Source organism: Paraburkholderia sp. AV2 (assembly GCF_054968425.1).
This window is the reverse complement of record NZ_JBANLK010000024.1, coordinates 57,513-71,715: the sequence shown is the minus strand read 5'-3', so window position 1 is coordinate 71,715 and position 14,203 is coordinate 57,513. Positions and strand designations below refer to the sequence as shown.

9 protein-coding genes are annotated in these 14,203 nt (G+C 68.4%); 4 read left to right on the top strand and 5 right to left on the bottom strand.

Annotated features, from left to right (window positions below):
- Positions 1–387: 387 nt before the first annotated feature.
- The 4 genes from V8683_RS17830 to purT all read right to left on the bottom strand — a co-directional run bounded on the left by V8683_RS17830 (position 388) and on the right by purT (position 5,266).
- Positions 388–1,824 carry an aldehyde dehydrogenase family protein gene (locus V8683_RS17830; RefSeq protein ID WP_411190193.1) on the bottom strand — a complete coding sequence of 479 codons (1,437 nt, stop codon included), beginning with the start codon at positions 1,822–1,824 and terminating at the stop codon, positions 388–390.
- Between the two features lie 17 nt (positions 1,825–1,841).
- A complete protein-coding gene (locus tag V8683_RS17825) occupies positions 1,842–3,488 on the bottom strand; it encodes an acetolactate synthase large subunit (RefSeq protein ID WP_411190195.1) in 1,647 nt (548 codons plus the stop codon).
- 125 nt (positions 3,489–3,613) lie between these two features.
- Positions 3,614–4,000, bottom strand: coding sequence for an MliC family protein (locus V8683_RS17820; protein ID WP_411190197.1), 387 nt, complete (start codon positions 3,998–4,000; stop codon positions 3,614–3,616).
- 27 nt (positions 4,001–4,027) lie between these two features.
- Positions 4,028–5,266 (bottom strand): formate-dependent phosphoribosylglycinamide formyltransferase, encoded by a 1,239-nt coding sequence (purT, locus tag V8683_RS17815; RefSeq protein ID WP_411190583.1) that lies wholly within the window; start codon positions 5,264–5,266, stop codon positions 4,028–4,030.
- Positions 5,267–5,589: 323 nt separating this feature from the next.
- On the opposite strand from purT, the gene V8683_RS17810 reads away from it, so the two are divergent.
- Both V8683_RS17810 and V8683_RS17805 read left to right on the top strand, forming a co-directional pair.
- Positions 5,590–6,147, top strand: a complete 558-nt coding sequence (locus V8683_RS17810; protein ID WP_411190584.1) for an META domain-containing protein — start codon at positions 5,590–5,592, stop codon at positions 6,145–6,147.
- A gap of 191 nt (positions 6,148–6,338) precedes the next feature.
- Positions 6,339–10,529 (top strand): FtsK/SpoIIIE family DNA translocase, encoded by a 4,191-nt coding sequence (locus V8683_RS17805; RefSeq protein ID WP_411190198.1) that lies wholly within the window; start codon positions 6,339–6,341, stop codon positions 10,527–10,529.
- Positions 10,530–10,574: 45 nt separating this feature from the next.
- On the opposite strand, the gene V8683_RS17800 is transcribed toward V8683_RS17805, so the two are convergent.
- The gene (locus tag V8683_RS17800) at positions 10,575–11,807 is read right to left on the bottom strand and encodes a lactonase family protein (protein ID WP_411190585.1); all 1,233 of its coding nucleotides are present in this window, start codon (positions 11,805–11,807) and stop codon (positions 10,575–10,577) included.
- A 178-nt stretch (positions 11,808–11,985) separates the two neighbouring features.
- On the opposite strand from V8683_RS17800, the gene V8683_RS17795 reads away from it, so the two are divergent.
- Complete coding sequence (locus V8683_RS17795; protein ID WP_411190200.1) at positions 11,986–12,135, top strand: DUF3096 domain-containing protein; 150 nt, start codon at positions 11,986–11,988, stop codon at positions 12,133–12,135.
- 171 nt (positions 12,136–12,306) lie between these two features.
- Complete coding sequence (locus V8683_RS17790) at positions 12,307–14,160, top strand: glycoside hydrolase family 15 protein (RefSeq protein WP_411190201.1); 1,854 nt, start codon at positions 12,307–12,309, stop codon at positions 14,158–14,160.
- The last annotated feature ends 43 nt before the right edge of the window (positions 14,161–14,203 follow it).

Sequence of the window (14,203 nt, the reverse complement as noted above, 5' to 3'; positions counted from 1 at the left end):
TGGCGCGGTGGCATTTGCGCCACCCGTATCAACAGATCGCGGGTCGCCGCGGGTCACCGGGGGTCGCAAGTGGTACGCCCGGCGCAGGTCACCCGGCGTACGGCCGGGGTGGCCTCGGGGTGGTCGCGGGATTGCCTCGAAGGTCGGGGGTACCTTGAAGGTGCTTCTCACGCTCACAGCTCGGCCGTCAGGCAGACAGGCGCAGCAACGCGTACCCCCGCCGAAAGGGCGGTATTGTAGCACTGCGACATGAATCCCACGGGCAGCGCGCGACAGACCGCTTTCGCGGTGCTCCGGGCTGCCGGCATCAACCTCGGCATCCCAGCCCGGGCGCACGTTCAGGCCCCACATATCCGCAGGGGACGGCGGCGAGACCTGCCCGCGCCCTCACCACGTCTCGCGCATCACCATCAGCCGCAGTTCGGTCATGTCTTCGATGGCGTAGCGCACACCCTCGCGCCCCAGCCCCGAATCCTTCACGCCGCCATATGGCATGTTATCGACGCGAAATGACGGAATATCGTTGATCACCACGCCTCCCACTTCGAGCGTGTCCCAGGCGCGATGGGCGTTCGCGAGCGAATCGGTGAACACGCCCGCCTGCAGGCCGAAATCGCTGTCGTTGACGACCTTCAAAGCCTCGCCGAAATCGTCGAAACTCTCGAGGATCGCCACCGGTCCGAACGCCTCGCGGCGGTAGAGATCGGTGTCGCGGCCCACGTTCTCCAGCAGCGTCGCCTCGAACATCGCGCCGTCCACCTTGCCGCCCGCGATGATCTTCGCGCCCGCCAGCACCGCCGCCTCCATCCAGCCCGCGAGGCGTTTCGACTCCGACTCCGAGATCATCGGCCCCACGAAAGTCTTTTCGTCCTTCGGGTCGCCCATTTTCAGCGACTTCGTCTTCGCGATCAGCTTCTCGCGCAGCGCGTCGTAGATCGAGGCGTGCACGAGAATGCGCTGCACACCGATGCAGCTTTGCCCCGATTGGTAGTACGCACCGAACGCGAGTCGATCCACCACATAGTCGAGCTTGCCGCCCTGGTCCGCGTCGACGACAGCCGCCGCGTTGCCGCCCAGCTCCAGCACCACCTTCTTCTTGCCCGCCTTCGCCTTCAGGTCCCAACCGACTGCGGGCGAGCCCGTGAATGAGAGCAGCTTGAAGCGCTCGTCGGTGGTGAAAAGATCCGCGCCGTCGCGGTGGGCCGGCAGGATCGAGAACGCGCCCTTCGGCAGGTCGGTTTCCGCCAGCACCTCGCCGATGATGAGCGCGCCCACCGGCGTGCGGCTAGCGGGCTTGAGCACGAACGGCACGCCGGCCGCGAGCGCGGGCGCGACCTTGTGCGCCGCGAGATTGAGCGGGAAGTTGAACGGCGAGATGAACGAGCACGGCCCGATCGGCACGCGCTTCACGTAGCCGTGATAACCCTTCGCGCGCGCCGAGATTTCGAGGTTGACGATCTCGCCATCGATGCGCACCGACTCCTCGGCGGCGACGCGGAACGTGTCGATGAGGCGCGTGGCCTCGCCGCGCGAGTCGTTGATCGGCTTGCCCGCCTCGATGCACAGCGCCATCGCGAGCTCGTCGAAGCGTTCGCGAAAGCGCGCGACGCAGTGGTCGAGCACCGCCTGACGCTTGAAGGGCGGGAACGCGCGCATCGCGGGCATGGCCGCCTCGGCAGCGGCGATCGCCTGATCGATCGCCTTCGCATCGGCGAGCGCGACGCGGGTGGCGACCTCGCCGCTGTACTTGTCGGTGACTTCGAGGTCGGTGTTCGCCGCTACCGCGACGTTCGCGAGATAGTACGGGTAGGTCGGTTTCAGCATGACGGGGCTCCGTGAAGTCAGAGCTGCGCGGAAAGCCGCTTGATCTCGCGGTTCAGCACGCGCTCGTTGTCGGTGTAGTCGATCGGCACGTCGATCACATGCACGCCCGGCGTCGCGAAGCACTGTTCGAGAAGCGGCGCGAGCTCGTCCGCGGCCTGCACGCGGTGGCCGAACGCACCGTAGCTCTGCGCGTAGGCGACGAAGTCCGGGTTCTGCAGCGTCATGCCGTAATCGGGGAAGTTCATGTTTTCCTGCTTCCAGCGGATCATGCCGAACGCGTCGTCGCGCAACAGCAGCACGACGAGGTCGAGCTTCAGGCGCACGGCCGTCTCCAGCTCCTGGGAGTTCATCATGAAACCGCCGTCGCCGCACACGGCCATCACGCGCCGCTCGGGATGCACGATCTTCGTGGCGATCGCCGAAGGCAACCCCGCGCCCATCGAGGCGAGCGCGTTGTCGAGCAGCAGCGAATTCGGCTCGTGGGCGCGGTAGTAGCGCGCGAACCAGATCTTGTACATGCCGTTGTCGAGGCACAGGATGCCGTCCTCGGGCATGGTCTCGTAGACGTCGTGCACGAGCCGCACGGGATAGATCGGAAAGCGCGGATCGTGCTGCCCCTTGGCGAGATGGGCGTCGAAATGGCGCTTGATTTCCTCGAAGCGCGTGAAGTCCCACGCGTGTTCGCGCGTCTTCAGGCTCTCCTTCATCTGCCACACGGCGTTGGCGATGTCGCCCACCACCTCGATCTGCGGGAAGTACACCGGATCGACTTCCGCGCCGAGAAAGTTCACGTGGATCACGGTCCTCGCATCGGAGCTGCGCATGAAGAACGGCGGTTTTTCGATGACGTCGTGGCCGACGTTGATGATGCAGTCGGCATGCTCGATCGCGCGGTGGACGAAGTCGCCGTCGGAAAGCGTGGCGTTGCCGAGCCACAGCGGGTGCGATTCGTCGATCACGCCCTTGCCCATCTGCGTGGTGAAGAACGGGATGCCGGTGGCGTCCACCAGCTCGCGCAGCACGTTGCGCGTGGTCTTGCGGTTGCCGCCCGCGCCGATCATGAGAACGGGATAGCGCGCCGAGCAGATCGCCGCCACCGCATGCGCGACGGCCTTTTCCTCGGCAACCGGCCGGCGGCTATAGCTCTTCGGGATGGGCTTGCCGTCGCCCTCTTCGTCGGCCACGTCCTCGGGCAGCTCCAGATGCACGGCGCCCGGACGCTCCTGCTCCGCCTGGCGAAACGCCTCGCGCACAAGCGCCGGGATATTGCCGATGGAGACGATCTGGCGCGCGTACTTCGTGAGCGGCTCCATCATGCGCACGACGTCGACGATCTGGAAGTGGCCCTGCTTGCTCGACTTGATGGGCTTTTGCCCCGTGACCATCAGCATCGGCATGCCGCCGAGCTGCGCGTAGGCCGCGGCCGTGACGAAATTGGTCGCGCCGGGGCCGAGCGTGGCGAGACATACGCCGGTGCGGCCGGTGAGCCGCCCGTAGGTGGCGGCCATGAAACCGGCGGCCTGCTCGTGGCGCGTGACGATCAGGCGGATGTTCGAGCGCCGCAGCGATTCGAGCAGATCGAGGTTTTCCTCGCCGGGAATCCCGAACACGTACTCGACGCCTTCGGCCTCGAGCGCTTTGACGAACAGATCCGATGCCTTCATCGACTACCTCGCGAACGGGGACAGACAATGCCCGACAGCGTACTACCGTCGAGGATTTTCCGCCGTGACGCGGGCAGCGAGGCGCCGGTGCCCGCGGAGCGCGGGCTGCGGCGGCAGGGGCGCGCCTAGCGCATGATCGTCGCGCAGCCCGCGAGCACGGGCGCGGCGTTTTCGCCCGCCATCGCGTCGTAGAGATCGGCGCGCGGGCCCTTGGTCCACCACGTATAGCGATCGGCCTGGTACTTCACGCCCGAAGCCGCGAGGGTGGCGACGAACAGCAGGCTGCGCCCCGCCACCGGCACGACCGCGAAGCTCTGGCCGTTCTTCGCGTTGAGGTAGGAAACCTTGAAGGTCTTGCCGTTCGCGCAGGTGTAGCTGTACGTGTGGCGCATCTGCGTCTGGATCTCGCCTACGCTCAACGGCGCGGCGGAAACTGCCGCGGCAGCGGCGAGGCCAGCGACGGCCAGCAGCGCGGCGTGGACCGTACGGGCGGCAAACGGGGCGATTCTCATCGTGTCCTCCAGGTGTGACCGCTTTCCTCAGGGGAGATCCGCCGCCTCGACTGCCTTGGCCGGTACGGGCCGCACGGCCGCCGCCGCGGCGCGGGCACGCGTGCGCGCCTCGTCGATATCAGCGCCGCTCGCGAGCGCCACGCCCATGCGGCGCTTGACGAAGCTCTCCGGCTTGCCGAAGAGGCGCAGGTCCGCGCCCGGCACCGCCAGCGCCTGCGCCACCCCTTCGAAAGCGATGCCGCGCGCTTCGAGCCCGCCGTAGATCACCGCCGAGGCGCCCGGCGCACGCGCCGTCGTGTCGACGGGCAGGCCGAGGATCGCGCGCGCATGCAGCTCGAACTCCGAAAAGCGCTGCGACGCGAGCGTGACGAGCCCCGTATCGTGCGGACGCGGGCTCACTTCCGAGAACCACACATCGTCGCCGCGCACGAACAGCTCTACGCCGAAGAGACCGCGCCCGCCCAGCGCCGCAGTGACCTTGTGCGCAACCTCGCGCGAACGCTCCAGGGCCTTCGCGCTCATCGGCTGCGGCTGCCACGATTCCACGTAGTCGCCGTCCACCTGCAGATGGCCGATCGGATCGCAGAAATACGTCTGAACCAGGCCGCTCGCGGGGTCGATCGCGCGCACGGTGAGCAAGGTGATCTCGTAGTCGAAGTTGATGAAGCCCTCGACGATCACGCGGCCGCGATTCACGCGGGCGCCCGCGAGCGCGTACTGCCATGCCCGCTCCACGTCGGCTTCGCTCTTCACCACCGACTGCCCCTTGCCCGACGACGACATCACCGGCTTCACCACGCACGGATAGCCCACCTTCGCGATGCCCGCCTTCAGTTCGTCGAGCGAGTCGGCGAACGCGTACGGCGACGTGGGCAGGCCGAGTTCCTCGGCGGCGAGGCGCCGGATGCCCTCGCGGTTCATCGTGAGCTGCGTGGCGCGCGCGGTGGGAATCACTTCGGCCACGCCTTCGGATTCGACCGCCGCGAGCGCGTCGGTGGCGATCGCCTCGATCTCGGGCACGACGAGGTGCGGACGCTCGGCGTCGATGAGTGCGCGCAGCGCCTGCGGATCGGCCATGTCAATCACGTGCGCGCGATGCGCGACCTGATGTCCCGGCGCGTTCTCGTAGCGGTCCACGGCAATCACTTCGACGCCGAGGCGCTGCAGCGCGATGATCACTTCCTTGCCCAGTTCGCCGGCGCCGAGCAGCATGACGCGCGTGGCCGAGGCGGAAAGCGGCGTGCCGATGCGTTGCGCCGTTTGCAGGGTCTCCATGATGTCTCCGGAATGACGGTGTTGCACGATGCGAAAGAGCGCCGATGTTAACATGCGACCCGGCCGTCACGGTGCATGCGCGCGAACCCGAAAAGCCGCGCAGACGCACGCGATTCAACGTTTGCGCTCGCATGCAGCGCCACTACTGCGTTACGCTTACGCCTTCGCCGTTTTTTGCCGCTTTTTTTGCCGTTTACGAGAACGAGAGGACCCATGCGATGCCCATCCGTTTGAGCGCGCGCCCCGGCGGGCGCCCTTCCGAGCGCAACGTGCGCCTGCACGCGGGATGGATCGCGTCGCGCGTGGCGCCCCTCATGGTGCCCCTCGGGGCCGCCCTGATGCTGGCCGCCTGCAAGATGCCGGTCCACCAGGACTCATCCGCGCCGCCGCCCGATCCGTTTACGCCCGCCACGACGCAACTGCTCGACAACACGCAGTGGCAACTCGCCGAGTGGAAAAAGGCCGACGGCACGCTGCGCGCGCTGCCGGGCGCCGCCGATACCTCTGTCGCGTCGGCCGCCTCGGCAGCCGCCAGCAGCGCCGCGCCGAACGCGCGGGCAATCACGCTCGATCTCTCGGCGGCCACCGGCCAGCGCCGCGCAAGCGGTTTCTCGGGCTGCAACCGCTACTCCGGCAGCTACACCCTCAAGAACGGCCTGCTTTCGTTCGGGCCGCTCGCGGCCACACGCATGGCATGTGTTGGCGCGGGCGGCGACATCGAAGGCGCGTACCTCGACGCCCTCACGCATATTTCCCGTACAGGCGTGGAGATGCGCGCGCCGCAGGCGCTCTTCGTCATCCTCGATAACGGCGACCGCCTCACCTTCACGCATCCGGCCGGCGACGCGGGCGCCGGGCAGCCGGGACAGTGAGCGGCCAGCCCGACGCCAGCGGCGCCATGCCACGGCAGCGCCACCGCTTCATCGCTTGCGCCGGGGTTGACGGCGCGCGGCCCCCCTTGCGTCGAGGTAGACGTGGCGCTTTGGCAGCCCGCGATTCGGCCCGAGCGGGCCGAAACGTTACACTCGACGCGTTGCACTTTTCCCCTACGTAGATCTTTGGCATGCACACGGTAGTTCCTGGCTGGTTCGGCGCCTCGTCCATCTGGTTCGTCCCCCTGATCTGGCGTCTCGTCAGGGCCGCGCTGCCGGGCGGCGCTGGCTTGCGCGGACCGGGCACGATCCGGCTCTGGCTCGGCTTTTTCGGCGTGCTCGCCGCGAGTTGCACGCTCGAAGCGATGCTCGTCGACGTCGCCGGGTTCGACGCGCTCGGGCATGCGCTCGCGTCGTGGCCCGGCAGGCTCGCCGGCCGCGCGGGCATGGCGCTCGCCATGACGGGCCTCTTCCTCGTTAGCCTGCCCTGGTTCATCGATTTTCATTGGCGCGATGTACTGGTCTGGGCGGACCTGTCGCTCGGGCTCGGCCTGAACCTGCGCGCACGCCGCCGGGACGGCGACAGCGCCGCCGCGCCGCGCAGCCGCCGTGCAGTTCCCGACGAGCCTGGTGTGCCACAAGGCATGGCAGGCGTGAACACCCTCGATACGCAGCCCACGCTGGACGGTTCGCGCCGCCGGCGACCGACTGCGTGGCGGCCGCCCGCGGCCGGCGCGCGCGCCACGCCGGCCTCCGTGACGGGAGCGGCTAGCGCGAGTAACACGAATAACGCGCCGGAGCGCCCGGCGCCAGCCACCTGGCGCGCCGAACCGAGCCTCCCGGGCAACGCCCGCGCGACGCCTGCATTGTCGCGTACCGAACCGATCGTGCCCGACGGATGGCTAGGCGAACCGGTGACCACTGCGGCACGGACCGCTGCGTCGACCGCGTCGCCTTTCGACGCGCGCCGACCGGCGACGCCCCCCGCGCCGCCCGGGATACCGCCCGCCGCGCCAGCACCGGTCCGGCCAACCACGAACCAGACCGCGGGTCTGGCCGATTGGCGCGCCGACACGGCCCGTACCCCCCTGCCGGGCGCGCGCCCGATTGCGTCATCGGCATCGGCGGCAGTACAGCAGGCGCAGGCTGCCGCAGCCGCCAGCGCAGCCGCGCGCGGCTTTGCCGCCACGACCGCCACGGCGCTCGATCCGCTGATTTCGCCGTTCGCCAGCCCGGCGCCGACGCGCCGCAGCGCTCCGCCGCCGGTCGCGGGCAGCACGGCCGCACGCGCGGCGGCCAGCGCGCCGCTCGCGCCGCGGCCGAAGCCCCCGCGTCCGTTCGTCTGGCCGACACCGTCCACGCGCAACGTAACGCGGGCGCCCACCGGCTCGCTGGCGGCACGCATGCACACGGCCACTCCGCTCTCGCCGCGCCCCGCGGCCCCGGCGCCGTCCGATGCGCGCGAGCCGCTCCCGACAAGCGTGCTCGAAACGCTGCGCTCGATCGAGGAAAACGCCGCGCGCTGGACACAGCTCGCCGGCGCGAGCCTCGCGCGGCGCAACGGCATGGACGAAAGCACGGCAGGGGCGAGAAACGCCGCTGCGGTTGCGGACGACATCAGCAGGCACGACGCACGGCCCGCGGTGGCCGCGCCGGAGCCCATGGCCGAAGCGCCCGTGGCCGCGCCATCGTCAGCGTCTGCCGCCGTCGAAGCCCACGTGCCAACCGAACGCCCGGTGCCCGTATGGCGAGATCACCCTGCGCTTGCGCCCGACGCACTCCCGGGCATCGGCGCACAAAGCATGGCGGCGGTACCCGTTATGCCGTCTTTCGAGGCAGCGCCATCGTTCGTCCCTGACTTGCCCGCTGTCCCGGCCGACGCCGCACCCGCGTCCGGCGCACCCACGCCTGACGAGCCGCGAGAAAGTGTCGCCGCGAGCGCCGACACGGCCACCGCCAACACAATCCCCTCGCTCGCAGCGCACGAGAACGTGCCGGTGTCGATCCACGATGCGCTTCTTGTGCCCGAAACGGCACAGGCCGACGCGCCGACTCCGCCACTCGCGCCATTGGCGGCCGCCGCACAAGCGGCTGAGACGCCGCCCCCCGAATTCGTCGAACCAGCGTGGTCCGGAAACGAGCATGGCCTCGCGCCGTGGATCCTGCTGGACGACGACGCGCCGTCCGCATCCGAGCCCGCCGAGGAGGCCGTTCAGACGCTCGACCCCGTTCCGCAAGACCCGCCGGAGCCGGTCGCCCAGTCAGAGTCAGCACGCATCCATGACGCCACGCCGATCGCCCACGAGTTTGCGATCGATGAAGACACAGAGGCCGAACCGGCGGTCCGGATCGCCCCCGCGCCTGAAAGAGCGACGTCGGACGGTTCGAATATCGTGCGCTTCCCGCGCATGGCCGATGACGCTCAACCGACCGCTACCGTCACGCCAACCGCGCCGCACGTTGCATCAGACGTGATCGGTGCGAACACGTTTGACTGGCAAGTGACGGCGCCGCCTCCCGCCGAAGTCCCTGCACCCTCGCTCGCCGAAACGCACGACCCCGGTCCCGAGAACGCCGAACCCACGTCGCCCGTAGCCAAAGCGCCGGACATCGCGTTTATCGCGCCGGCTATCGCTCACGCGCAGACTGCTCCGGCACTCTCGGCGCCCGCCTTTGCGGCAACCGGGCTCCCGCCCGTCGCGCCCTGGGACCCGGCTCCCGTCACCGTGCAGGTACAGCCGCTGACCGCACCGGACACGCCATCGGCATTCATCGAGCCGCCGCCGGTCGCCCCCATCGTGTCCATCGCACCTGCCGCCGCCCCCGCGCCCGACCTCGCCTCGCGGCAGCCAGTACGCGGCCACGCGCCGGCGAGCTTCGAATTCCAGCCGCTCGCGGCCTCCGCCGTCGATCTGCCGGGCCTCGACCTGCTGGAACGCGCGTCGTCGGAAATCGAGCCCGTTTCCGAGCAGAAGCTCGCCGAAACGAGCCAGCTCATCGAGCAGCGTCTCCAGGAGTTCAAGGTGCCGGTCACGGTGGTCGGCGCCTCGGCGGGCCCGGTCATTACCCGCTTCGAAGTCGAGCCCGCGCTCGGCGTGCGCGGCAGCCAGATCGTCGGCCTCATGAAGGATCTCTCGCGCGGCCTCGGCCTCACGTCGATCCGCGTCGTCGAAACGATTCCCGGCAAGACCTGCATGGGCCTCGAATTGCCCAACGCGCGCCGCCAGACGATCCGCCTCTCGGAGATACTCGAATCGGTGCCCTACGAGCGCTCGCAGTCGAGACTCACGCTCGCGATGGGCAAGGACATCGTCGGCCATCCGATCGTCACCGACCTCGCCAAGGCGCCGCACATGCTCGTTGCGGGCACGACGGGCTCGGGCAAGTCCGTCGCGATCAACGCGATGATCCTCTCGCTCCTCTACAAGGCGACGCCCGAGGACGTGCGGCTCATCATGATCGATCCGAAGATGCTGGAGCTTTCGGTCTACGAAGGCATTCCGCATCTGCTCGCACCCGTGGTCACCGACATGAAGCTCGCCGCCAACGCGCTCAACTGGTGCGTGGGCGAAATGGAAAAGCGCTACCGGCTGATGTCGGCCGTGGGCGTGCGCAACCTCGCGGGCTTCAACCAGAAGATCCGCGACGCCGAGGCCCAGGAGAAGAAGATCGGCAATCCGTTCTCGCTCACGCCCGACGCTCCCGAGCCGCTCTCGCCGCTGCCGATGATCGTGGTCGTGATCGACGAGCTCGCCGACCTCATGATGGTGGCCGGCAAGAAGATCGAAGAACTGATCGCGCGTCTCGCGCAGAAGGCGCGCGCCGCGGGCATCCACCTGATCCTCGCGACCCAGCGCCCTTCCGTGGACGTCATCACGGGCCTCATCAAGGCCAACATTCCGACGCGCGTGGCGTTCCAGGTGTCCTCGAAGATCGACTCGCGCACGATCCTCGACCAGATGGGTGCCGAATCGCTGCTAGGCCAGGGCGACATGCTGTTCCTGCCGCCCGGCACGGGCTATCCGCAGCGCGTGCATGGCGCGTTCGTGGCCGACGAGGAAGTGCACGCCGTGGTCGAGTACCTGAAGCAGTTCGGCGAGCCGGAGTACGTGGAAGGCATCCTCGACGGCCCCGCCAGCGAAGGCTCGCCGCAGGACCTCTTTGGCGACGCCCCCGAGGCCGAAGCCGATCCGCTCTACGACGAGGCCGTCGCCTTCGTCGTGCGCACGCGGCGCGCGTCGATTTCGTCGGTGCAACGGCAACTGCGCATCGGCTATAACCGCGCGGCGCGCCTCGTCGAGCAGATGGAAGCGGCGGGGCTCGTCTCGCCGATGGGCATCAACGGCAGCCGCGAGGTGCTCGTGCCCGGCCAGCCGGAATAAGCGTTCATAGCGGCGTGCGCCCCGGCGGGCGCACGCCGCCCGAACTCACGGCGCCACGAACTTGAAGTCGACCGGCGAGCCGATATCGAGCCGCTTCGGATCCGGCCCGAGCAGCCCCGTCTGCGGATCGCGGCGGAACACATAGGCCGTATCGCTGTTCTGGTTGCCGACAATCAGCCAATGCCCGGTGGGATCGATCGCGAACTCGCGCGGCGACCCGCCAAGGCTCGCCTGGCGCCCCACGCGTCTGAGCTTGCCGGTGCTTGCGTCGACGGCGAAGATCGAGATGTCGTTGGCGTCGCCGCGATTCGAGACGTAAAGGAAGCGGCCGTCCGGCGACAGATGCAGCGCGGCGGCGCCTACCTTGCCCTTGAAGCCCGGCGCGGCGAGCGTCTCGATCTGTTCCACGGCGAGATGGCCGTCGCGATAGCTCAAAACGCTGACCGTGCCCGCCAGCTCGCTCGTGAGATACGCGTGTCGGCCGTCGTTGCCGAACACCAGATGGCGCGGCCCGCTGCCGGCCTTCATGTCGGTATAGCGCCATTCGGTCGGCCCGACGAGGCCGCGGCTACCGTCCGGCGTGTAGCGATAGGCGTAGACCTTGTCGGCGCCGAGATCCTGGACGAAGAGGAAGCGGCCGTCCGGCGAAAACACCGTGGAATGCACGTGCGCATTGTCCTGGCGCCCCTTCACGGGACCGCCGCCTTCGTGGTGGACGGTGAGTACGGCCGTGCCCAGCTTGCCGTCCGCTTCGATGGGCAGCACGGCGAAGCTGCCGCCCGGATCGGCAGCGACCGAATAGTTCGCGACGAACAGATACTTGCCGTCCGGCGAGAGGCTCAGGTAGCACGGGTCGTTGCCCTCGGACGACACCTTGTCGAGGAACGTGAGCTGGCCGCTCGCGGGATCGAAGCCGAACGCGCTCACGTCGCCGCGCAGCGAGGCCGGCCCGTTGTCGCCGGGCAGTTCGTTCACGGCATAAACGAAGCGCCGGTCGCGGCTCACGACGAGGTAGGACGGATTCACGGTCTTCGCGGCGCTCACCTGGGTCGCATCGCCGGTTTTCGTGTCGAAGCGGTAGACGTACAGCCCCTCGCTCTTGCCGCCCGTATAGGTCCCGACGATCAGGTCGTAGACCCCGTCCGCCGGCGCGGCGGCAGGCGACGACTGCGCGAAGGCGTGCGTGGCGGCGATGGAAACCATGATGACGAGGCCCTTGGCGAGCGATCGAAGCAGCCCGCGCGGACGCGGGCCGAGTGGACGGGAAAGGCCAGGCATGCGGTATGCGGATGCTGGGCGCTGGGACATGTCGATCTCCTTTTTCTTGTGAGTCTGAAAGCGGCGCAATCATCGTGCGTGCGCGCCATGTTCTGAAGGATTTCGGCCCAGTATAAGAAAGGTTCGGCGCCCGCGCGCCGCGCGTGACCCGCTGCAAGGAAGAAACCAGGGAGGAAACATGAACGTCCATCTCGCCATCGGTCCCCTCGCCTCGCTGATCGCAGGCATCCTGATCCTCGCCGCCCCGCGCCTGCTCAACTACATTGTCGCGCTCTACCTGATCATCATCGGCCTCGTGGGCCTCTTCGGCACGAACGGCCACCTCTGATCGCCCCGGATGCATCGCCCTCGGCGCCCCGCGGCTCGGGGACCGGCCCCCTTGCAATAAAACGCGTTGCGCGAGCAGGCTCGCACCCACTAATCTTGTGCGTGAAATCTGCCGTTAAACCCGCTATCGGACTCGCTGCCGAATCGTCCGGAAGCTGTCAAATTGCTTACCATGCCTGCACCCATTGAAGACTATGCTCTGATCGGCGACGGCCATACGGCCGCGCTCGTTTCCCGCGCCGGCTCGATCGACTGGCTCTGCTGGCCGCGCTTCGACTCCGGCGCGTGCTTTGCCGCGCTGCTCGGCACCGGGGACAACGGCCGCTGGGTCGTCGCCCCCGTCGTCGACGATGGCGTCGAGATCAAAACCACGCGCCGCTACCGTGGCGAGACGCTGATCCTCGAAACCGATTTCGAGACACCGGATGGCGCCGTCACGCTGATCGACTTCATGCCGCCCGGCAACGGCTGGTCGGAACTCGTTCGCATCGTGGTGGGCCGGCGCGGAACCGTGCGCATGCAGACCGAGCTGGTGCTGCGCTTCGACTACGGCTTTTCGGTGCCGTGGGTGAGCCGTCTCACCTACGAGAGCGGCATCAAGGCGACGGTCGGCCCGGACACCGTCGTGCTGCGCACGCCCGTCGACCTGCAGGGCGAAAACATGCGCACGGTCGCGCAGTTCGAGGTGAAGGAAGGCGAACGCGTGCCGTTCTCGCTGGCCTATGCCGCCTCGCATCTGCGGCTGCCGCCGCCGCGCGATCCGTTCACGGCGCTCGCGCGCACCGAGAACTTCTGGTCCGAGTGGTCCGCGCGCAGCACCGTCGAGGGCCGCTGGGCCGAACCGATCCGCCGCTCGCTCATCACGCTCAAGGCGCTCGCCTACGAGCCCACGGGCGGCATCGTCGCCGCGCCCACCACGTCGCTGCCCGAGCAGCTCGGGGGCACGCGCAACTGGGACTACCGCTATTGCTGGCTGCGCGACGCCACGATCACGCTGCTCGCCATGATGCGCGGGGGCTACTACGACGAGGCGCGCGCCTGGCGCGCATGGCTTGGCCGCGTGATGGCGGGCTCGCCATCGCAGTTGCAGATCATGTACGGCATCGCGGGCGAGCGGCGCCTGCCCGAGTTCGAAGTGGACTGGCTGCCCGGCTACGAAAACTCCGCGCCCGTGCGCATCGGCAACAACGCGGTGGGGCAGTTGCAGCTCGACGTTTATGGCGAAGTGATGAACGCGCTGCACCTCGCGCGCGTGGGCGGGCTGCAGGCCGACGACACGGCGTGGTCGATCCAATGCGCGATGCTCGAACACCTCGAAACCATCTGGACCAAACCCGACGAGGGCATCTGGGAAACGCGCGGCGGCCGCCAGCACTTCACGTTCTCGAAGGTGATGGCCTGGGTGGCGTTCGACCGCGCGGTCAAGTCGGCGGAAAAGTTCGAGCTTCCGGGCCCGCTCGATCACTGGCGCGGGCTGCGCGACACGATCCACGAGACCATCTGCGCGCGCAGCTTCAACACGACGCTCAATACTTTCACGCAGGTCTACGACGGCACCGAGCTCGACGCGAGCCTCCTGCTCATGCCGCTCGTGGGCTTCCTGCCCGCCTCGGACCCGCGTATCGCGGGCACCGTCGCGGCCATCGAGCGCGACCTGATGTGCGAAGGCTTCGTCATGCGCTACCGCACCACCGAATTCAACGACGGCCTGCCGCCCGGCGAAGGCACCTTCCTCGCGTGCAGCTTCTGGATGGTCGACAACCTCGCGCTGCTGGGCCGCATGGACGACGCGCGCCGCATGTACGAGCGGCTCCTCTCGCTCGCGAACGACGTCGGGCTGCTCGCCGAGGAGTACGACCCGATAGCGGGCCGGCTGGTGGGTAATTTCCCGCAGGCGTTCTCGCACGTGGCGCTGGTGCACACGGGACTCAATCTCATGCGCCACGAGCAGGAAATGGCGAAGGAAACGGGCCATCCGCCGTACACGGGCGTGTCGGCGGAATTCGAAACTGTTGCGGCGCCCTGACGCAGCGATCGGCTTTCATGGAGGTGCGTTACACTATGCTTGT